General features: G+C 64.3%; 20 protein-coding genes. 8 read left to right on the forward strand and 12 right to left on the reverse strand.

Going from position 1 to position 19,121, the window contains the following annotated elements; all coding sequences use genetic code 11:
• Positions 1 to 81: 81 nt before the first annotated feature.
• Positions 82 to 1,041 carry a prephenate dehydratase gene (gene pheA / locus AC1DLO_RS06095; protein ID WP_476888797.1) on the reverse strand — a complete coding sequence of 320 codons (960 nt, stop codon included), beginning with the start codon at positions 1,039 to 1,041 and terminating at the stop codon, positions 82 to 84.
• A gap of 30 nt (positions 1,042 to 1,071) precedes the next feature.
• Positions 1,072 to 1,398 carry a rhodanese-like domain-containing protein gene (locus tag AC1DLO_RS06100; protein WP_476888798.1) on the reverse strand — a complete coding sequence of 109 codons (327 nt, stop codon included), beginning with the start codon at positions 1,396 to 1,398 and terminating at the stop codon, positions 1,072 to 1,074.
• 80 nt (positions 1,399 to 1,478) lie between these two features.
• On the opposite strand from AC1DLO_RS06100, the gene AC1DLO_RS06105 reads away from it, so the two are divergent.
• The 3 genes from AC1DLO_RS06105 to AC1DLO_RS06115 are packed head-to-tail and all read left to right on the forward strand — an operon-like array spanning position 1,479 to position 5,200.
• Complete coding sequence (locus AC1DLO_RS06105; RefSeq protein WP_476888799.1) at positions 1,479 to 2,222, forward strand: Type 1 glutamine amidotransferase-like domain-containing protein; 744 nt, start codon at positions 1,479 to 1,481, stop codon at positions 2,220 to 2,222.
• Entirely contained in the window at positions 2,215 to 3,672 is a 1,458-nt protein-coding gene (locus tag AC1DLO_RS06110; RefSeq protein ID WP_476888800.1) for an amidase, read from the forward strand. Before AC1DLO_RS06105 ends, AC1DLO_RS06110 begins: the two co-directional genes overlap by 8 nt.
• A gap of 58 nt (positions 3,673 to 3,730) precedes the next feature.
• Positions 3,731 to 5,200, forward strand: a complete 1,470-nt coding sequence (locus tag AC1DLO_RS06115; protein WP_476888801.1) for a peptide MFS transporter — start codon at positions 3,731 to 3,733, stop codon at positions 5,198 to 5,200.
• Between the two features lie 83 nt (positions 5,201 to 5,283).
• On the opposite strand, the gene AC1DLO_RS06120 is transcribed toward AC1DLO_RS06115, so the two are convergent.
• Positions 5,284 to 5,904, reverse strand: coding sequence for a DUF4190 domain-containing protein (locus tag AC1DLO_RS06120; protein WP_476888802.1), 621 nt, complete (start codon positions 5,902 to 5,904; stop codon positions 5,284 to 5,286).
• 208 nt (positions 5,905 to 6,112) lie between these two features.
• On the opposite strand from AC1DLO_RS06120, the gene pgm reads away from it, so the two are divergent.
• The gene (pgm, locus tag AC1DLO_RS06125) at positions 6,113 to 7,771 is read left to right on the forward strand and encodes a phosphoglucomutase (alpha-D-glucose-1,6-bisphosphate-dependent) (RefSeq protein ID WP_476888803.1); all 1,659 of its coding nucleotides are present in this window, start codon (positions 6,113 to 6,115) and stop codon (positions 7,769 to 7,771) included.
• A 14-nt stretch (positions 7,772 to 7,785) separates the two neighbouring features.
• Here pgm and AC1DLO_RS06130 read toward each other — a convergent pair whose 3' ends face one another.
• Both AC1DLO_RS06130 and AC1DLO_RS06135 read right to left on the reverse strand, forming a co-directional pair.
• A complete protein-coding gene (locus AC1DLO_RS06130) occupies positions 7,786 to 8,286 on the reverse strand; it encodes a 2'-5' RNA ligase family protein (protein WP_476888804.1) in 501 nt (166 codons plus the stop codon).
• A gap of 120 nt (positions 8,287 to 8,406) precedes the next feature.
• Positions 8,407 to 9,012, reverse strand: coding sequence for a malonic semialdehyde reductase (locus AC1DLO_RS06135; RefSeq protein WP_476888805.1), 606 nt, complete (start codon positions 9,010 to 9,012; stop codon positions 8,407 to 8,409).
• A gap of 189 nt (positions 9,013 to 9,201) precedes the next feature.
• Here AC1DLO_RS06135 and AC1DLO_RS06140 point away from each other — a divergent pair, with 189 nt between their 5' ends.
• Complete coding sequence (locus AC1DLO_RS06140; protein WP_476888806.1) at positions 9,202 to 10,554, forward strand: uracil-xanthine permease family protein; 1,353 nt, start codon at positions 9,202 to 9,204, stop codon at positions 10,552 to 10,554.
• A 65-nt stretch (positions 10,555 to 10,619) separates the two neighbouring features.
• Here AC1DLO_RS06140 and AC1DLO_RS06145 read toward each other — a convergent pair whose 3' ends face one another.
• Together AC1DLO_RS06145 and AC1DLO_RS06150 are read right to left on the reverse strand one after the other, a co-directional pair.
• A complete protein-coding gene (locus AC1DLO_RS06145; protein WP_476888807.1) occupies positions 10,620 to 11,084 on the reverse strand; it encodes a GatB/YqeY domain-containing protein in 465 nt (154 codons plus the stop codon).
• 265 nt (positions 11,085 to 11,349) lie between these two features.
• Entirely contained in the window at positions 11,350 to 12,492 is a 1,143-nt protein-coding gene (locus AC1DLO_RS06150) for a glycerate kinase (RefSeq protein WP_476888808.1), read from the reverse strand.
• A gap of 132 nt (positions 12,493 to 12,624) precedes the next feature.
• Here AC1DLO_RS06150 and AC1DLO_RS06155 point away from each other — a divergent pair, with 132 nt between their 5' ends.
• Together AC1DLO_RS06155 and AC1DLO_RS06160 are read left to right on the forward strand one after the other, a co-directional pair.
• Positions 12,625 to 12,975, forward strand: coding sequence for a YciI family protein (locus AC1DLO_RS06155; RefSeq protein ID WP_476888809.1), 351 nt, complete (start codon positions 12,625 to 12,627; stop codon positions 12,973 to 12,975).
• 7 nt (positions 12,976 to 12,982) lie between these two features.
• On the forward strand, positions 12,983 to 14,272 hold the full coding sequence (locus AC1DLO_RS06160) for an RNA polymerase sigma factor (RefSeq protein ID WP_476888810.1): 1,290 nt from the start codon (positions 12,983 to 12,985) through the stop codon (positions 14,270 to 14,272).
• On the opposite strand, the gene AC1DLO_RS06165 is transcribed toward AC1DLO_RS06160, so the two are convergent.
• The 4 genes from AC1DLO_RS06165 to hxlB all read right to left on the reverse strand — a co-directional run bounded on the left by AC1DLO_RS06165 (position 14,214) and on the right by hxlB (position 16,842).
• Entirely contained in the window at positions 14,214 to 14,993 is a 780-nt protein-coding gene (locus AC1DLO_RS06165) for a glycerophosphodiester phosphodiesterase family protein (protein ID WP_476889073.1), read from the reverse strand. The genes AC1DLO_RS06160 and AC1DLO_RS06165 overlap by 59 nt on opposite strands.
• Positions 14,994 to 15,067: 74 nt before the next feature.
• Positions 15,068 to 15,316, reverse strand: a complete 249-nt coding sequence (locus tag AC1DLO_RS06170; RefSeq protein WP_476888811.1) for a hypothetical protein — start codon at positions 15,314 to 15,316, stop codon at positions 15,068 to 15,070.
• Between the two features lie 186 nt (positions 15,317 to 15,502).
• Positions 15,503 to 16,126 (reverse strand): 3-hexulose-6-phosphate synthase, encoded by a 624-nt coding sequence (hxlA, locus tag AC1DLO_RS06175; RefSeq protein ID WP_476888812.1) that lies wholly within the window; start codon positions 16,124 to 16,126, stop codon positions 15,503 to 15,505.
• 62 nt (positions 16,127 to 16,188) lie between these two features.
• A complete protein-coding gene (gene hxlB, locus AC1DLO_RS06180; protein WP_476888813.1) occupies positions 16,189 to 16,842 on the reverse strand; it encodes a 6-phospho-3-hexuloisomerase in 654 nt (217 codons plus the stop codon).
• A 139-nt stretch (positions 16,843 to 16,981) separates the two neighbouring features.
• Between hxlB and AC1DLO_RS06185 the strand changes: the two genes are divergently transcribed.
• Positions 16,982 to 18,256: a LuxR C-terminal-related transcriptional regulator gene (locus tag AC1DLO_RS06185; RefSeq protein ID WP_476888814.1), complete on the forward strand. Its 1,275-nt coding sequence runs from the start codon at positions 16,982 to 16,984 to the stop codon at positions 18,254 to 18,256.
• Here AC1DLO_RS06185 and AC1DLO_RS06190 read toward each other — a convergent pair.
• Positions 18,253 to 19,113 carry an HAD family hydrolase gene (locus tag AC1DLO_RS06190; protein ID WP_476888815.1) on the reverse strand — a complete coding sequence of 287 codons (861 nt, stop codon included), beginning with the start codon at positions 19,111 to 19,113 and terminating at the stop codon, positions 18,253 to 18,255. The two genes, AC1DLO_RS06185 and AC1DLO_RS06190, sit on opposite strands and share 4 nt — an antisense overlap.
• Positions 19,114 to 19,121: the final 8 nt, after the last annotated feature.

Here is a 19,121-nt window from a genome sequence, read left to right on the forward strand (position 1 = left end):
GTTAGGGGCATGCGTCCATCAATTGTGGATCAAGCAAGCATACGCACAGTTTTAGCCACGCGATAGGGGTTGAAGAGTCAATTATCCAACGCTTTGCGGAGCAGATTCTCCGCCCAGAATGCCGCGAACCCAGGCATGTGCGGCCGCGAATGCGGCGTCAGAAGTATGCGGAGCAACCGAGGTTTGCTGTGCGTCGGCCCGGGCGTAGGAACCCAGGAAGCGGGTTGCCGGACTGATCCGGTGCAGGCCTGCCAAAGCATCGGCCACCCGGGCGTCGGAGGCGTGGCCGTCGGCGTCAATGCTGAAAAAGTAGTGTCCCAGATACTGGCCGGTGGGCCGGGACTCGATCCTGCTGAGGTTGACGCCGCGGGTGGCGAACTGATCCAGGATTTCCATCAGGGCGCCAGGGCGGTCTTCGGGGAGGGGCACCACGACGGTGGTCTTGTCCGAGCCCGTCCGTTCCGTCAGAGCGCCGGGCCGGCTGACCAGGACGAAGCGGGTGACCGCGCCGGGGTTATCCCCGATGTTCTCGGCGAGGATGTTCAGGCCAGGCCGTTCGGCGGCGACGAGAGGGGCGCAGATTGCCGCGTCATAGTGCGCGTCACCCTCGAGAAGCCCGACAGCGGCAGCCGCCGTCGAGGATCCCGGAACGTATTCCGCATTGGGGATATTATCATCGACCCACAATCTGCACTGGGCCCACGCGTGACCATGGGTGGACACCCGGTGGATGTCCGCGATCTTCACCCCAGGCCGGGCAACCAGCACGAACGTGATGGGCACTAGGGCTTCGCGGATGATGCGAAGTTCGGTTCCGGTGGCAATGGCATCCAGCGTGGCGGTAACGCCACCTTCTACCGAGTTCTCGATCGGCACCATGGCCGCATCAGCCTCGCCCCGACGGACGCGCTCGAGTGCCGTGTTCACGTTGGAGCACGGCACCCTGTTGGCTTCGGCCGCGCCAGGGACCTGTAGGAGCGCAGCCTCGGTGAACGTACCTTCCGGGCCAAGGAAGGTGTAGGTGAGCGCGGAACCCGACATCAAATATTCCTTAGGTGTTATGCGTCGCGGCTAGAGGACGACCGGCTTGAGGCCGTTCTCCGAAACCATGGGGCGGCCGGACTCGAACCACATGTCCATGCCACCGGCGATGTTTGTGGCCGTATACCCCTGCCCCACGAGCCACTGAACAGCCCGGAAGGAGCGCCCGCCGGTGCGGCAAATGACAAAAAGGTCATCGTCCGGATCAAGTTCGTCAAGCCGTGCCGGGATCTGGTCAAGGGGAATGTGAAGGGCGCCCTCAGCGTGACCTGCCACCCATTCGTAATCCTCCCGGACATCCAGGATTTTCGCGTCAGCCGGAACATCGCCGACAGGCACGGTCTCGAAATCGCTCACGTGGGTTCCTTCCAGTTGATTCAGATCTCCAATCCAGCCTACCGTTGCAGGGACCGCGACCACACGAGGCAGGAGGCCACATGGCTACTGGCGAGCCCACCATCCTCGCCACGTCCGGCGGATACAAGTCAGGTCATCGCACCAGGATGGAGTTCGATCTCCTGATGCACCACGCGGTCGAACTCTCCGGCGTGAGCGGACGCGCCCCGCGAGTCGCGCACATCGGTACGGCGTCCGGCGACCAGCGTTGGTTTGCTGCGGAACTGGACCAGGCCGCCCGGGTTTCCGGTTTCGACTTCAGCCATTTGAACCTGTTCACGATGCCCAATTACAGCGACCCCGAGGCGTACCTTTTGGAACAGGACGTGGTGTGGGTCAATGGCGGTTCAGTAGTCAATCTGCTGGCTGTGTGGCGTGCGCACGGACTGGACGGCATTCTGAGGCGAGTCTGGGAAGAGGGAGTGGTGCTGGCCGGTGTATCGGCGGGCTCGATTTGTTGGTTCCAGGGCGGCACCACCGATTCCTACGGCCCCGAACTGCGTGCCGTGACCAATGGGCTCGCCTTCCTCCCCTACGCCAACGGCGTCCACTATGACTCCGAGCTGGGCCGCCGGCCGCTGGTCCATCGCCTTGTTGCCGAAGGGGTGCTGAGCGAAACGCACTGCACCGACGACGGCGTCGGGCTCGTCTACCGCGGCACGGAACTCGTGGACGTGGTTGCGGAAGTCAGGGGTAAGGCCGCTTATCGGGTCACCGCGGCGGCCGGAGATTCTGGCGGCGACCTTGCCGTTGAAGAGCGCTTGGAGTCCCGTTTCCTTGGCTGACATCCACGAACTCGGCGCCGTTGCCTTACGCGAAGCCCTGGCCACGGGACACCTCTCCGCAGTTGAGGCCACGGGACATTTCCTTGCGAGGATCGCAAAGCACAACCACGCGCTGGGAGCTTTTGTCACGGTGACGGCTGACCAGGCCATGCTCGACGCCCGAACGGCCGACGCAACGTACGTCCGCCAGCGGCGGGAAGGGGCAGAACTTCCACTCCTGCACGGGGTACCGCTGGCATTCAAGGACCTCACCGATGTGGCAGGAGTCGCCACCACCCACGGCAGTGCAGCCCTGGACCGCAAATCCGCGCCCGAGGACGGAGCCCTCGCTGCCACGCTCAAAGGCACCGGTGCCATCTCACTGGGCAAGACTCAAGTTCCGGAATTCGGACTGACGGCCTACAGCGAAAACCGCATCGCACCGCCGTCGCGCAATCCGCACGCATTGAGCCGCAGCTCCGGCGGATCGTCAGGAGGCAGCGCTGCCGCAGTTGCCGCCGGCTTGATTCCCTTCGCGCCCGGGAGCGACGGCGGCGGTTCCATACGTATTCCGGCCGCGGCATGTGGACTGTTGGGGTTGAAGCCGGGTCGCGGCTTAGTGCCGGCGGGCGAAAGCGTTGGCGACGCCGCTCACTTGGTAGTTGCCGGACCTTTGGCGCGTTCCGCAGCGGATGCCGCGCTCATGATGGACGCCCTGGTGCCACGCGAATACCAGCCTGAACGGGGCTACCTTGCGGCCATCGGAGAAGCGCCGACGGCCTTGCGCATCGGCGTGAGCCTGGACAGCCCATGGTCCACCACCTTTCCCTTCACGCCGGAGCAAGAAGCCTTGGATGCCCTCGACACGGGCGTCGAGCTGCTGACTGACGCCGGCCATTCAGTGTTCGACGCCGAGATCCGCTACGACAATCGCTATCCGGAAGCGTTCACCGCGGCCTGGACCGCCGGCGTCGGGAGCGCGCGCATCCTGCCGCAGCGCGAAGCGCTGCTGACCCCGCTGACCCGGACCTTCCGGCGTCGGGCGCAACAACGCAGCGCAGCAAAGGTCAACGAAGCCATCGGCTTCCTGCGGCAGTTCACCCACGACACCGTTGCCCAGTACGGGCAGTGGGATCTCGTGCTGACGCCGTCGCTGGCACAGACGCCACGGCCCGTGGGCTGGTTCACTGGGCAGGACCTCAGTGGAAAACAGTGGCCGGCCCCGGACTGGCCTGGCGACGCGGACGACGACTACCGCAAGCAATGCGAGTTTGCGCCCTGGTCCTCCATGGTGAATGTGTGCGGGCTGCCGGCGATCACCCTGCCCGTGCATTGGACCGGCCCAACCCCAGGAACGGGGCTTCCGATGGGCATCCAACTCATTGGAAAGCCGAGATCCGAACTCCTGCTCCTGCAACTCGCAGCGCAGCTCGAGGGGCAGCAACAACGGGCACTCAACCCCGACAAATAGTTACCCGAGGCATCTAAAAAATGTGACATTATGTGACATGGATGCCAGCATGGGATAAATGACCACACCTCTAGACACGGCGGCGCCCGCCAAAATCACGGGCGACACGTCATTTTTCGGCCACCCAAAGATGCTGGCCAGCCTCTTCTCCGTGGAAATGTGGGAGCGCTTCTCCTTCTACGGAATGCAGGGCATCCTGCTGTATTACATGTACTTCACCGCGGACCACGGCGGACTCGCGATCGACAAATCGCTCGCCGCCGGACTGGTTGGCGCGTACGGCGGAGGCGTATACCTCTCCACGATCCTGGGCGCTTGGTTAGCGGACCGGATTTTCGGCTCCGAACGGGTATTGTTCGGCTCCGCCATCATGATCATGGGCGGCCACATCGCGCTTGCGCTTCTCCCGGGCATACCGGGCCTGGTGGCGGGCCTGGTGCTCGTGGGCGTGGGCTCCGGTGGCCTCAAAGCGAACGCCACGGCGTTGGTCGGCACCCTCTACGGGGAGAAGGACGAACGCCGTGACGCCGGCTTCTCCATCTTCTACATGGGCATCAACATCGGCGGGCTGATCGGCCCGCTCGTCACCGGCTGGCTGCAGGAAAGCAGCGGCTTCCACTGGGGCTTCGGCGCAGCCGCAGTCGGCATGGCGATCGGCCTCGGCATCTACGCACTGGGCCGCAACAAACTGCCGGAAGAAGCCCACCGCGTCCCGAACCCCCTTCCTTCAGCACAGCGGAGCCGCTACGGGCTCATCTTCCTGGGCATCGCGGTCGCGATCGCCGTGTTGCTCATCACGGGCGTGGTGAACCCGGGCAACCTGGCCCGCAGCATGGCTTACGCAGCGATCGCCGCCTCCGCTCTCTATTTCGCGCTGATCTTCAGAAGCAAGAAGGTCACGCCGCTCGAGCGCAAACGGGTTACGGCGTTCATTCCGCTGTACATCGCCTCGGCGGCATTCTGGGCGCTCTTCCAGCAGCAGTTCACGTTCATTGCCGTGTACTCGGAGGAAAAGCTGGACCGCAACCTCTTCGGCTGGGAAATGCCGGCCGCCTGGGTTCAGTCCATCAACCCGGTATTCATCATCGTCTTCGCCGGTGTCATGGCTGCCCTGTGGACCAAACTTGGCCCGAAGCAGCCGGGTTCCCCCATCAAATTTGCCGCCGGACTCTTCATCATGGGCTTGGCGTTCCTGGCTTTCATCCCGCTGACTGGCGCGGGTAAGACCCCTCTGCTGGTGCTGGTGGGAATCCTGTTCCTCTTCACCTTGGCGGAGCTGTTCCTGTCCCCCATCGGCCTGTCCGTGAGCACCAAGCTGGCACCCAAAGCGTTCCACACGCAGATGGTGGCCCTGTTCTTCCTCTCAGTGTCCCTCGGGACCACGCTGGCGGGCATTCTGGCCGGACTGTACAACCCAGCTGACGAGCTGCCCTACTTCCTGGGCGTCGGTGGCACGGCCGTGGTGATCGCGGTGGCCCTGGCCGCCGGCTCGCCGGCTATCAAGAAGTTGATGGCCGGCGTCCGCTAGTCCCTTAACAACGTCGGCGTAAACAACGACGGCGGCCGGAGTGTTTGGCGGGATTCCCACCGGGCGCACCGGCCGTCGTCGTTCTAGTAGTTGTAGTTGTAGCGCGAAGCGGTTGCGGCAACGATCACAATAAAGACCCAGAAGATGACCGCACCCGCAATGCCGAGGTATCCCATCACGAGGCCCGCGATGGCCATGCCCTTGCCAGCCGGCTCCTTCTTGAGGGCCATGTGCCCAAGGATCACGGCCGCGATCTGCGGCAGCATGAAGAAGCCGAAACCGATGAAGACTGAGATGCCACAGCACATGCTGGCAATGCTCAGGCCCTTTGGCTCGGCAGGCATGCCATAGTAAGCGGGCTGACCATAGGGGCTGGGCGGCTGCCCGTAAGCAGGCTGTCCTTGGGAAGGCTGCCCGTACGGCGAAGCGGGCTGGCCATAAGCCGGTTGCTGTCCGTAAGCGGGCTGACCGAACTGGGCCGGACCGCCTTGGTGCTGGCCATACGGTTCCTGCGGCTGCTGCGCCTGGGGCTGCGTTTCGGGCTGACCGTACGGGCCAGGAGCCGCCGGCGAGGCAAATGGCTGCTCGCCATACGGGTTTTCACTGGCTTGGGGTGCTGGCGGCACATACGTCGGCGGTTCGTAGCCCTTGGGCGGTTCATCACCCTGGGGGGCGTTCTCGGGTTTAGCTGGCTGGTCGGTCATGGAAAATCCCCCTCGTGAGTCTTTCTGCACAGCCTACCGCCGAGCCAAGGCGCATATAAGCTCCCGGAGCCTCAACTCGCCAACCCCGTGCCGCACTCCGGTAAACGGGCAGTGAATCTTCGTTGGTGGAGCGGAAATACGATGTCATAGGCACCGCAATAGTGTGTTTTCTCTTCAAGCGCACTGGACCGTCTGGCATGCTGGGTCAATGGCTAGCCGTGCGGGCACTGTTGCCCTTCCCCAGGACCTTGTAGACATCACTGCCCTTCTTGACGCGTACTACGACGTGACGCCGGATCTCAGCGATCCCGCCCAGCGCGTTGCATTCGGGACCTCCGGACACCGGGGTTCCAGCCTGAAGGCCTCGTTCAACGAAGGGCATATCCTCGCCATCACCCAGGCGATCGTGGAATACCGCGCAGGGCAGGGCATCACCGGCCCGCTTTTCCTCGCCAAGGACACCCACGGGCTGAGCGAACCTGCGCAAAATTCCGCCCTTGAAGTCCTCGCCGCCAACGGGGTCAACGTCCTGATCGACGCGCGGCACGGCTACACGCCCACCCCGGCGCTCAGCCACGCGATCCTCAAGTACAACAACGAGGCCGGCCCCGGGCAACCCCAGGCGGACGGCATCGTGGTCACCCCGAGCCATAACCCCCCAGCCGACGGTGGTTTCAAATACAACCCCCCGCATGGCGGCCCTGCCGACACCGATGCCACCGGCTGGATAGCCAACCGCGCCAACGAACTCCTGGAAAACGGCCTGCGCGGCGTCAAGCGGATTCCCTTGAACGATGCGCTCAAGGCGGAGGGCACCGGCAAGTTCGATTTCCTCAGCAGCTACGTGGACGATCTCCCAGCCGTCCTGGACCTCGACGCGATCCGCCAGGCCGGCGTCCGCATCGGCGCAGACCCCATGGGTGGCGCATCCGTGGACTACTGGGGTGAAATCGGCGAGCGTCACCAGCTGGACCTCACCGTGGTGAACCCCACCGTTGACCCACAGTGGGCATTCATGACCCTCGACTGGGACGAGAAGATCCGCATGGACTGCTCCTCGCCGTCGGCCATGGCTTCGCTGATCAACCGAATGTCTGACGCAGGCACGGGCAGCGCCTACGATATCGCTACAGGAAACGACGCCGACGCCGACCGTCACGGCATCGTGACCCCCGACGGCGGGTTGATGAACCCGAACCATTACCTCGCCGTCGCGATCGACTACCTGTACCGCAACCGCACCGGCTGGAACCCGGACTCGGTGGTCGGCAAGACCCTCGTGTCCTCTTCCATCATTGACCGCGTGGCCGCAGGGCTGGGCCGGAAGCTCGTGGAAGTTCCGGTGGGTTTCAAGTGGTTCGTGCCGGGCCTTCTCTCCGGCGAGGGCGCCTTCGGCGGCGAAGAGTCTGCTGGTGCCTCGTTCAACAAGCGCGACGGAAGCGTCTGGACCACTGACAAGGACGGCATCCTGCTGGCGCTGTTGGCATCCGAGATCACGGCAGTCACGGGCAAGTCGCCATCGCAGCTATACAAGGGCCTTACGGACCAGTTCGGCTCGCCCGTCTACGCCAGGATCGACGCCGCCGCCACGCGTGAGCAGAAGGCCGCGCTCGGCAAGCTCTCGTCGTCGGACGTCACCGCCACCACGCTGGCGGGCGAGGAAATCACCGCCAAGCTGACCGAGGCTCCGGGCAACGGTGCATCAATCGGCGGCCTCAAGGTGGTCACCGAGAACGCCTGGTTCGCGGCCCGTCCGTCCGGAACGGAGGACGTGTACAAGATCTACGCCGAGTCCTTCAAGGGCGTCGAGCACCTCAAGCAGGTCCAGGAAGAGGCCAAGGCACTCGTGGACGGCGTGATTTCCTAGCCTCCCCGGACCCCTTACTCGGACTCTGCCGGGAGGCGCCACAGTTTCAGGATCCGGCGGATCGTGTGGTTGCCTCCCGGCGCCATGTCCACCAGCGCGATCTGGTCGAGCACGACGGCGTCACCCGGCTCGGGGCGCTTGCCGTCGTGATGTGAAATGTGCGGACGGTAGTGGTCCAGGACGTAGCGAGGAGTTGCCGCGCGCCCTCCGACGCTCTCCATGGCGTCGAACAGTTCCTCGTGCAAGCCCTGCAAAATGGGATGGTGTTCCACCAAGCTGACCGGTATGGAACCTTGGTGGCCAAATCCGGCGTCGGACCCCACCGTAAGCTCCGCCCCGAGGGCGCCCATCGCGGGCGCTGAAACAAGCTCGCTGAGACGAGCGGCGACGTCCTCATCGTCGGAGGGCTCGACGTCGAACCTCAGCAGGGTGATGTGCAGCGGCCAGTCACTGCGCGGGAAGACCAGCCCATCAGCCACTGCTTCGACGAATGCCACCAGAATCAGGTTCCGCATAAGGAAAGTTTCCCACCGGTCCCGCGCAACCCTCCATCACACATCCCGCCTTAAACACCGGCCGTCGCTCACAAGACGTGAGCGACGGTCGGCGAAAAGGACGTCAAAGGTGAGCGAGCGTTAGACGGTGCGGACGACGTCTTCGTAGGCGAACTTCGGCTTGGCATCGCCGAAAGCGTCCGGACCTGGCTGGCCGATGTTGACCACGAGGAAGCTCTTCTGGTCACCGGCCGGGAAGAATTCGGCGTCGATCGCAGCGAAGTCGGCACCGGTCATGGGGCCGGCAGCGAAGCCGAGCGAGCGGACGGCGAGGATGAAGTAGCCAGCCTGCAGGTGGGCGTTGTTGTTGCCCGTGGTTGCGGTGAACTCGGGGTTGGCGTCGTACATGGCCTTCGGGGCGGAGTAGACCGGAAGGAACTTGTCCCACTGCTCGTGCCAAGCGGTGTCGTAGGAAAGCACTGCGACCAATGGAGCAGAAGCGGTCTTGGCCTTGTTGCCCGGAGAAAGGGTCTCGACGAGCTTGGCGCGGGCTTCGTCCGAACGGACGTAGGTGACGCGCAGCGGCTGGGAGTTGAACGCCGTCGGGCCGAACTTGGTCAGTTCGTAGATAGCCTGGGCCTGTTCTTCGGAGACCTCGCCGGCAAAGGAGTTGGCTGTGCGGGCTTCGGCAAAGATGGCGTCGACTGCTGCGGCGTCAATCACTGCTTCTTCGTGGGCGATCGTCATTCGCGTACCTTTCGCTGTGCCCGCAGCCTTGGACGGCCGGGCGCTTGTGCTTTCCGTAAGTTGCAACTTCAACTTCCCCTCGCCTCTTCCCGTGAAGCCACGTGACGTTCCACACAGCGGAAGCGGCAGGCCGTCCGGGCGGTAAGGTTGCACCCGGATAATCACAACTTTCAGGGAAGGCTCCCGTAGATGAGCATGCTTGGAACCAAATGGAAGCTGCATGGCAACGGCAAGACGATCCGGCCGGGACACGTGGTGGCACCCGAGGAGCGGCTGGCGTGGCCGTTGACCATCGGCGTCGGCATGCAGCACGTCGTCGCGATGTTCGGAGCCACCTTCCTGGTGCCCATCATCACGGGCATGCCACCGGCCACCACATTGCTCTTTTCCGGCATCGGCACGCTATTGTTCCTGGTCATCACCAAGGGCCGCGTACCCAGCTACCTTGGCTCGAGCTTCGCCTTCATCGCCCCCATCCTGGCGTCCCAACAGCAGTTCGGCGTTCCCGGCGCGCTGGGCGGCGTGGTGCTCGCCGGCGTCGTACTGGCGCTTGTCGGCGCAGTGGTGCAGAAGTTCGGCGCTGAGTGGATCAACCGGACCATGCCGCCCATCGTGACGGGCGCAATCGTCGCCCTGATCGGCCTGAACTTGGCGCCGGCCGCAAAGGCGAACTTCGACAAGGCCCCGGTCACCGCCCTCGTGACGCTGGTGACGATCATCCTGGTGAGCGTCCTCTTCCGCGGCATTCTGGGCCGTTTGAGCATCCTGGTGGGCGTCGTGGTTGGCTACTTCACCGCCATGACGCGCGGCGAAGTGGACTACTCCAAGATGGACGCGGCGTCGTGGATCGGGCTCCCGCACTTCCAAACACCCGAGTTCCACCTCGGCGTCGTTGGCTTATTCGTACCGGTTGTCCTGGTCCTTGTCGCTGAGAACGTGGGGCACGTGAAGTCCGTGGCCGCGATGACCGGACGAAACCTCGACGACGTCTCCGGCCGCGCGTTGATGGCCGACGGCGTCGCGACTGTCCTCGCCGGATTCGGCGGCGGCTCCGGCACCACGACGTATGCCGAGAACATCGGCGTCATGGCAGCCACAAAGGTATATTCGACGGCGGCCTACTGGGTTGCCGGTGCCTTCGCCATCCTGCTGAGCTTCTCGCCCAAGTTTGGCGAACTGATTGCCACCGTCCCCGCCGGCGTGCTGGGCGGCGCCGCGACCATGCTCTACGGCATGATCGGCGTCCTGGGCGTGAAGATCTGGGTACAGAACAAGGTCAACTTCTCCAACCCGATCAACCTGACCACAGCCGCCGTCGCTTTGATCATCGGAATCGCGGACTACACCTGGACCATCGGAGAGCTGAAGTTCACGGGCATCGCGCTGGGTTCGGCCGCCGCTTTGGTGGTCTACCACGGTATGAAGGGCTTGGCGCGTTGGCGCGGGACTGTCGCCGAGCCGGAGATGGAGACAGCGGGGCTGCCGCCAGTGGCAAAGGCAGCGATGAATGCGGCGGCTAAGAGGAGCGGGAAGAAGCGGTAGCGTCCCGTCCCTGGGAAATTCATGTGTTCGGCGGGGAGAGTACCCTCCCCGCCGAACACACCTAGCTAAGACAGGCGCCTGCGGACGATCTCACTGACCGCCTTGCCGTCGAAGCGGCCGGCGACCCTTTCGGTGACCGGCTTCATGACATAGCCCATGTGCATCAGGCTCAACTCCACGCCGTTGGCCTTGAGCGAAGCGATGGTCCGGTCAACAATGGACTCGACTTCCTCGGAAGTCAGTGGTTCCGGGAGATAGGCTTCGATTACCTCGGCATCCGCGATCTCCGTGGCGGCACGCTCGGACTCTCCGGCCTCCTCGTAAAGGCGGGCGACCTCGTGATACTCCGCGGCCTCCTTCTGCAACATGGCCGTGATTTGGGCGTCGTCCAAATGGATCGGCGCCTGTCCGGCCTTCTCACGGGTGTCAATCTCGCTCAGGACGTTGCGCGTGGCGTTCAGGGCGACGCGGTTGCCATCCTTCATATGGCTGACGACGTCTGCGTGCAGCCGCTCCTTCAAGGTGGACATGGTGTGCTCCTCGATTCGATTTGCCGTGCTGGCCGGCTGCCAGCCCGGCAGGCGGTGACGGCGTCCCGGGCGGGGTCGTCGCATCGTAGGTGCATGGCAGAAGTCAGAGCCATACTTGTACATTCATTATCTGCCCGGTGGCGACGCCGAGTAACCCCGCAATCCAACACTGAGCATGCCCCCTCTTGGCTTTGAGCATTGGACATATTCACACTATGTCCATTCCCCGCAGCCAACGGGGGGCATGTCCCTCCGCGGACGGGGGCTAGACGCCTTCCAGTACTTGGCTCGTTGCCCACGCGAGGTACTTGGCGGCGTTCGCGACGGCATCTGCCGCGTCGGGCACCCCATCGCGACGTTGGGCGACATCGAGTAACTGGGCCGCGGCAACCACGCCGTGGCCTGCGAGTTCCTCGGGCGTCACCAAGATCCTGCCGGCTACGACAATGACGGGAATGCCCTGCACATGGGCCGAATCGGCCAAGGCGATGGGTGCCTTGCCGGTCAGCGACTGCGAATCCATGGAGCCTTCCCCCGTGATCACCAGATCCGCGCCCTCGAGCTGTTCGGGAAGCCCTGTCAGTCCCGCCACGAGGGCGAACCCGCCTTCAAGCGTCGCCCGGGTGAAGGCCAAGAACGACGCCGGGAATCCGCCAGCCGCCCCGGCGCCAGGGACGTTGACGTCCTGTCCGCCCGCTTCCCGCAGCAGGGATGCCCAGTTGCGCAGGCCGGCGTCGAGCAGCTCCACGGCATCTGCATCCGACCCCTTCTGCGCACCGAAAACGTGCGCTGCACCGTCGTCGCCAAAGAGCGGGTTCCGGACGTCGACGGCGATCCGGAACCGTACCGCGGTCAGCCGCGGATCCAGCCCGGAGACGTCGAGGGACACGACGTCGGCGAGCGAGCCTCCACCAAGCGGAACCACGTTCCCTGCAGAATCCAGGGGCTTGAGCCCGAGTGCGCGCAAGGCGCCGCTGCCGCCGTCGGACATTGCGGAGCCTCCCAGGCCGAGCACAATCTCTGTAGCTCCGGCGTCGAGGGCCGCGGCGATGAGTTGGCCGCAGCCATAGCTGTGGGCGCGCAAGGCGTTTTCCGGTGTCGGCTCCATGTGCGCCAACCCTGACGCTTGCGCCGTTTCAATCACTGCGGTGGCTCCGCCGAAGGCGTTTTGCCGGATGGCCCATGCGGCACCTACCGGCTTGAGAATCGGGCCGACGACGGCGTTGATCCGCTCCTCGTAGCCTGCCGCCACGGCCGCTTCCAGTGTTCCTTCGCCACCGTCGGCGATGGGAAACTGCGTCACCACGGCATCCGGATAGACACGCAATGCGCCCTCGGCCATGGCCGATGCAGCCTCGGCAGCGGTGAGGGAACCTTTGAACTTGTCCGGGGCAATCAGGATACGCATGATTCCATCCTGCCAGCGGCGCTAAGCTTTTCGCAGATTAGTGCGTGGAGATGTCGAAAACAGCACACGCCGTTCGTATAGAGGGTGAGACGCAGGCAAGGTGCCGGCGCCACATCCCAAGGAGGAACAGCCATGTCACGCTATCTGCTCAGCATCTACCAGCCCGACGGCCCCATTCCGGAACCCGAAATCCTGAACAAAGTCATGGCCGATCTTGACGTCCTGAACCAGGAAATGCGCGACGCCGGCGCCTGGGTTTTCACGGGCGGCCTGCACCCCGCCAGCGCCGCCACAGTGGTGCGGGTGAACGACGGCGAAGTACTCACCACGGACGGGCCCTTCGCCGAGGCAAAGGAACACGTGGGAGGGCTGTGGGTCATCGAGGCTCCGGACCTGGACGTGGCGCTCGAGTGGGGACGCAAAGCCGCCCAAGCCACCACCTTGCCTATCGAAGTCCGGCCCTTCGCGGGCTACCGGGAATAGTTTCCCCATGGTCCATATTTCGGAGATCGGACAAATATTCCGCGAAGAGTATGGACGCTCCGTGGCCGTCCTGGTCCGCGTTTTGGGCAGCATCGATGCCGCCGAAGACGCGGTCCAGGACGCCTTCACCGAGGCCGTGGCCCGATGGCCCGACGCCGGGCTGCCGCCAAGCCCCGCCGGCTGGATCATTACCACCGCCCGCAACCGCGGCATCGACCGGCTCCGCCGCGAGGCAACCGGCCGGGAGAAACTCGCCCAGTCCGCCCTGCTGAACGGCGATCTGCACGGCGAGGTGCATGGCGATCAAGCCGAAGCAATCGAGGTGGACACAGTGGAGGACAACCAGCTCCGGCTGATCTTTACGTGCTGCCACCCGGCCCTCAACCGGGCCGCACAAGTGGCACTGACACTCAAGCTCCTGGGTGGGCTCAGCACCGCCGAAATCGCCCACGCTTTCCTGGTCCCCGAGCCAACTATGGCCCAGCGCCTTGTGCGGGCGAAAGGAAAGATCCGCGACGCCCACATCCCCTACCGTGTGCCGAGCGGGGCCGAGCTGCCGGAGCGGTTGAAATCGGTGCTCGCCGTGGTCTACCTGGTCTTCAACGAGGGCTACGCCGCGAGTTCAGGGGCCGGGCTGGTGCGCGAAGACCTCTGCCGCGAGGCTATACGCCTCGGCCGGCTCATCATGGAACTCATGCCTGACGAGCCCGAGGCCAAGGGGCTCTTGGCCCTCATGATTCTCCTCGATTCCCGCCGTGCCGCCCGGACAACTCCCGACGGCGGCCTAGTGCTGCTCGCGGATCAGGACCGCAGCCTCTGGAACAAAGATCTCATTGCCGAAGGGCAACTGTTGGTGCGGCAGTGCTTGAAGCGGAACCAGCCAGGTCCTTACCAATTACAGGCAGCCATCAATGCCGTGCACAGCGGCGCTTCAAAGCCCGCCGACACCGATTGGCGGCAAATCCTGGCGCTTTACGGGCAACTCCTGGCCTTGGTGCCGACGCCAGTGGTTGCCTTGAACCGGGCAATTGCCCTCGCGGAGGTGGAAGGACCCGCCGCGGGTCTCGCCGCCGTCGAACTCCTTGAACTAGGGAACTACTATTTGATCCACGCCGTGAGGGCGGACCTGCTCCGCCGGCTCGGCCGCAACGACGAAGCTATTGCCGCCTACCGCGCTGCGCAAGAGCGCACCGGGAACGACGCCGAGCGGGCTTTCCTGGAGGCCCGGGCCCGGGCGCTCACCACCATCCCCCGCGGTCCTGCAACACCGACTTCAGACGGTCCGCACGGTCGGTGACGATCCCGTCCACACCCATATCCAGCAGCCTGGCCATCTCTGCCGGGTCGTTGACCGTCCAGACGTGGACCTGCAACCCAAGCCGATGCGCCCGCCGCAGGAAACCGGACGTCACTACCGTCAGTGGGCCGTAGCGGACGGGTACCTGGAGGGCATCGACGTCGTGCAGGATCTTCCGTAGCCATCCTTCCGGAACAAGCGGTCCCAGAAGGGTAAAGGCGGCGTTGCACACGATGCCCGCCGAAGATGCCGTTCGACGGCGGAGCAACCGCAGGACTGCGCGACGCCGGCGATCGGAAAAACTCGCGATCAACACCCGATCATGCGCGTCGAGCCGTTCAATGACTCCGGCGAGGGCCTTGACGGTATGCCAATCCTTGACGTCGACGTTCAGCCGCGTCTCGGGGAATGCGGCCAGGATGTCTGCCAAGAGGGGAATTGCTTCGCGGCCGCCAATCCGGGCCTTGGCAACCTCAGCCGCGCTGAGGCTGGAGATCTGGCCGTGGCTGTCCGTGACGCGGTCCAGAGTCTCGTCGTGGAAAAGGAGAACCACGCCATCAGCAGTGGTGCGGGCATCGGTTTCAAGATGCGTGAAGCCAAGCCCAAGCGCGGCACTGAAGGCCGCCGCCGAGTTCTCGAGTCCGTCCGGCGAAAACCCGCGGTGTGCGAAGGCGAGCGGTGCGTTTTGTCCGTCGGGGCGGCTAAAGAAGGGCAGGTTCAGGCTCACACGGGTAGCGTAACCCGCGGCGAGGCGACCCGCGGTAGCGTGGCCAGGCCGTGCGGCCAGCGAATGCCTCAGGATTCCTGCGGGACGATCTCCACGCCGTCGCCACAGTGCACCAGCGTGCGTCCGCGGCCGCCATCGAGGTTTACCCAGACCACACTGTGGTCACTCGAAATGGCGTCCACCTGGCCGGGGTTCTCAAACCCCGGCGCAAGCTTGACGCGCACGCGATCTCCGCGGCGCAACTGCTTCCAATGTTCGGCCGGCACTGCCCGGCGAACCGGGGCCTCGGGCCACCCGGTCGTCTTCCTCTTTGCCATCTTGTCCCCATATTTGTTCGGTATCGAATGGCAAAAGACTATGGGGGCAAGTTGAACGGCAGTTGGACTGAATCTGTGTAATACGTGAGCGGACCCAACTGGCCCGCAGTTGATGTCGTTTGGAGGCCCCAAAACGGACGTTAACTGCGGGTCAGTTGGGCCCGGCCCGGTTGAAAAAAGGGGGTACTAGATGATCGCTGCGCGGAGTTGCTTCGCGGCCAGCGCGGGGTCGTCTGCACCGTAGATGGAACCGCCGACGACGGCGACGTCCGCTCCGGCGCGCTGGACTGCTCCGATAGTGGACAGGTTCACTCCGCCAGCCACGGAGAACGGTACCCGGGCTTCCTCGCCGGCGCTCAACAGGACGTCCAGGTTGTAACCCGGCTTTGCCTGCTCGTCGAGGCCAGCGTGGAACTCGATGAACTTGGCACCAAGGGCCCTGGCTTCCTTGGCGCGGGTGACCTTGTCCCCAACGCCGATCAGGTCCACCACGATGCCCTTGTTGTGTGCCTTGGCCGCCTTGACCGCACCGGCGATCGTGGAATCGTCTGCGCCGCCGAGTACGGAGACGAGGTCGGCGCCAGCCTTGAAGGCGATATCGGCTTCGAGTTCGCCAGCGTCCATGGTCTTGAGGTCTGCGAACACGATCTTGTCCGGGTGGGCTTCCTTGATGGCGGTCACGGCCGAAAGACCTTCGCTTTTCACGAGCGGAGTGCCGAGTTCGATGATGTCAACGTATTCGGCCACCTTGCCCGCGATCTCGAGGGCAGCTTCGGTGGTGAGGACGTCGATGGCGACTTGCAGCTTCATGGGGTTCTCTTTTCTTCTTTTGTTGAGGTTTGTTGTGGTGTTGGTGCGCTGGAAATCAGGGGCTATTCGAGGTTGGCGTGGCGGAGCCACAGTTCCTCGGCCGGGGTTGCGTCGTTGTCCCACAAGGCCTGGAAGACCGCTTCTGTAGCGAGGAAGAGCACCTGCTCGAACAGGCTGCCGGAGTACTGACGGGACACTGTTGAGCCGTGGTCTGTCTTCTGCGCAGCGGGAATGATGACGACGACGTCGGCCAGTTCCGCGAGCGGGGACGTTGTGTTCGTGGTGTAGGCCGCGATCCTGGCGCCGGCTTTTGAGGCTGTCTCGGCGGCCCGCACGACGCCGGAGGTCGTCCCGGAGCCCGAGGCAAGCAGCAGGACGTCGCCCGCGCGGATAGCCGGCGTCGTGGTGTCCCCCGCGATATGGACGTCGAAGCCGAAGTGCATCAGCCGCATCGCAGCCATCCTCAGGACAAGGCCGCTTCGGCCAGCTCCTGCGACAAAGATCCGGCCGGTGGCCGAGTTTCCCGCGGACTGGACTTCCGTGGCCAGGCGGGACAGCTGCCCCAAGTCCACTTCAGCGGCCGTCTCCGCGATTTCGCTACCCACGAGGGCCAGGCTTAGGTCGATGTCCTGGCTTAAGTCGACGTCCTGGGCGCCGCTACCCAGGACACGATCTTCGTCCGATGCGGCGTGGACAGCCTCTGCGGTGGTGGTCATGCGTTACCTCCTGCTCAGTTGAATGCTCTGCTTGAATCAATCGTTCAGGATTGAACGGATAGGCAAAACGCTGAGCACGGGCAGTCTTAACTACCCGTTCGGGTAGTAGGCGCAGAACGGAAGCCGCTAAAGTGGCGGGATGACTCCAACCGCATGGACACTCCTGGAGGCGGTGGCCGCACTAGCGAACGCCCCGTTGACGAGTATCGCCGAACGCCTTCGTGAAGCAGCATCGCCCTATGTGGGCAGTAGCGCGTTGATCATTTTCACCGAGGACTGCACTGGCCGGCCCCAGAAGAAGGCCGGGGCGGAGGGGATCATCAGCCGCGTCTCCATTCCTGAACTGGACCAGTTGCGCTCCCATGTCGCGGAAGGCGAGGCCTGGCAGGGAGAAGCGACCATCGCCGGAGGGCTGCGGCCCGTCCTCGCATTGACGTCCCAGACCAATGCGCTGCTGACCCTCACTGCGCCGGTCCTGGCCGAAGAGCCCTTGGAGCGTGAATCAGCGCTGCGGATGCTCGACTACCTGTGGCAACTGACGGCCCGGCGCATCCAAGAGAAGGTGGCGGACGCGCCGCCGTCGTACCTCTTGGAATCCCGGGCGGCGTCCGCCGAGCGGCTCCGAGTCACGGCCGAACTCGTGGACAAGCATTCCACCACCCTTGAGACGATGTTGGCGGCGCTGCGATCAGGCTCCCTCGACGACGCCGCGGCGCGCAAGGCCGTCACGGACCTTGCCGCTACCTCCCTCGTGAATTTGCGGACGTTGAGCGACCGCACATCGGATCTCGTGGAAGAGCCCGTGGCTACCGCGTTTGAAAGGCTGCGGGAGGACCTGCGGCCACTCACGCACTTCAGCGGGCTCGACATCCAGTTCATCGAGCCACCGATCAACGGCCGCGCCTTGCCCGGCGAGGTAGCCCATGCTGCCCGGGCAATCGTGCGGGGCCTGGTACTCGCCATCGTGGAGCAGCCTGAGGTCAAGCGTGTGCGCGTGCAGTGGGACTGCGACGGCGTAAACCTCCTCATCAATGTGCGCGACGACGGCCTGGGAGAACTGACCGCGGATTCGCCCAACATTGCACGGCTCAATAGCCGGGTGGCGGCACTGGACGGCCGCATGAACATCGAGGTCATGGCCGGCTGGGGAGCGGATGTGCAGGTGGTCCTGCCGCTGGACCCGCCATCGGCCCCCGTCGGCGACATCGGCGGATGGGGCCTGGCGGAGCGCGAAATGGAAGTCCTTCAGCTGTTGGCCGCCGGGCAGCGGAACAGGGCTATTTCCGCCAAGCTGCACATCAGCGAAAACACGGTTAAATTCCATGTCAGGAATATCTTCAGGAAACTCGGCGTAGGTTCACGAACAGAGGCCATTGCCTTGGCGCACAGCCACGGGCTGCGGACGCCGGGCTAGTCCTGGCGGGTGCGCGGCGTCCGGGTACGGGGCTGGCTAGTCCCCACCGCCACCCTTAGGGAATTGAGCTTCGCCTCGAGAATCTGGGCCACGCCGTCGTCGTCGAAATGCGGCGCTTGCTGACCCGCGGCGCTGATGGCCTCTGGGTGGCCGCTGGCCATCGCGTAACCGTCGCCGGCCCAGCGCAGCATCTCGACGTCATTGGGCATGTCACCGAAAGCCACCACATCCGCGGCCTCGACGCCCCTGGACGCCGCATATTCAGCCAGCGTGACGGCCTTGTTGATACCGGGCGCGGACATCTCCAGGAGGGCGGTCCGCGGTGCTGAGTGCGTGGTCTCCACGAGATGCGCGACGGCGGGCTGCACCTTTGCAAGGAAATCATCCGGGGTGCCGGTGCGGGTCACGGCAAGGAACTTCACGACAGCGTCATCCGCGGTGAGCGTCTCATCCAGCCGCGCGGGGGTGAACTCGGCCAGGAGCTCACTGGTTTCGTTCTCGATGAAACCAGGCTCAAGGTGGAATCCGGTGAGGGTTTCGGCCGCGAACAAGGCGTCGGGGCGGAGCTGCTTGATAATCCTGCGGGCCTCCAGCACGGACTCGATGCTCAATGCATTGGCGGAAATCAGCTTGTCAGCCTCAAGATCCCACACCACGGCTCCGTTCGAACAAATGACGGTGCCGGTGTGCCCGATCTGCTCGCGTAACGGATAGAGCCAGCGTGGCGGCCGACCCGTCACGAACACCACCTCGATGCCCGCGTCACGGCAAGCATGGAAAGCGCGGATAGTGCGGCTGCTGATCTTGCCGTCATGGCCAAGGATGGTGCCGTCAATGTCACTTGCTACGAGCCGCATCATGTCAG

This window comes from Arthrobacter sp. 01T419 (assembly GCF_056398865.1).

Bases quoted from the DNA above. Each gene is read 5' to 3' on its own strand.
- pheA (WP_476888797.1), bottom strand. From the start codon at position 1,041: ATGTCGGGTTCCGCGCTCACCTACACCTTCCTTGGCCCGGAAGGTACG.
- AC1DLO_RS06105 (WP_476888799.1), top strand. From the start codon at position 1,479: ATGGCTACTGGCGAGCCCACCATCCTCGCCACGTCCGGCGGATACAAG.
- AC1DLO_RS06115 (WP_476888801.1), top strand. From the start codon at position 3,731: ATGACCACACCTCTAGACACGGCGGCGCCCGCCAAAATCACGGGCGAC.
- AC1DLO_RS06120 (WP_476888802.1), bottom strand. From the start codon at position 5,904: ATGACCGACCAGCCAGCTAAACCCGAGAACGCCCCCCAGGGTGATGAA.
- pgm (WP_476888803.1), top strand. From the start codon at position 6,113: ATGGCTAGCCGTGCGGGCACTGTTGCCCTTCCCCAGGACCTTGTAGAC.
- AC1DLO_RS06130 (WP_476888804.1), bottom strand. From the start codon at position 8,286: ATGCGGAACCTGATTCTGGTGGCATTCGTCGAAGCAGTGGCTGATGGG.
- AC1DLO_RS06135 (WP_476888805.1), bottom strand. From the start codon at position 9,012: ATGACGATCGCCCACGAAGAAGCAGTGATTGACGCCGCAGCAGTCGAC.
- AC1DLO_RS06140 (WP_476888806.1), top strand. From the start codon at position 9,202: ATGAGCATGCTTGGAACCAAATGGAAGCTGCATGGCAACGGCAAGACG.
- AC1DLO_RS06145 (WP_476888807.1), bottom strand. From the start codon at position 11,084: ATGTCCACCTTGAAGGAGCGGCTGCACGCAGACGTCGTCAGCCATATG.
- AC1DLO_RS06150 (WP_476888808.1), bottom strand. From the start codon at position 12,492: ATGCGTATCCTGATTGCCCCGGACAAGTTCAAAGGTTCCCTCACCGCT.
- AC1DLO_RS06155 (WP_476888809.1), top strand. From the start codon at position 12,625: ATGTCACGCTATCTGCTCAGCATCTACCAGCCCGACGGCCCCATTCCG.
- AC1DLO_RS06160 (WP_476888810.1), top strand. From the start codon at position 12,983: ATGGTCCATATTTCGGAGATCGGACAAATATTCCGCGAAGAGTATGGA.
- AC1DLO_RS06170 (WP_476888811.1), bottom strand. From the start codon at position 15,316: ATGGCAAAGAGGAAGACGACCGGGTGGCCCGAGGCCCCGGTTCGCCGG.
- hxlA (WP_476888812.1), bottom strand. From the start codon at position 16,126: ATGAAGCTGCAAGTCGCCATCGACGTCCTCACCACCGAAGCTGCCCTC.
- hxlB (WP_476888813.1), bottom strand. From the start codon at position 16,842: ATGACCACCACCGCAGAGGCTGTCCACGCCGCATCGGACGAAGATCGT.
- AC1DLO_RS06185 (WP_476888814.1), top strand. From the start codon at position 16,982: ATGACTCCAACCGCATGGACACTCCTGGAGGCGGTGGCCGCACTAGCG.
- AC1DLO_RS06190 (WP_476888815.1), bottom strand. From the start codon at position 19,113: ATGCGGCTCGTAGCAAGTGACATTGACGGCACCATCCTTGGCCATGAC.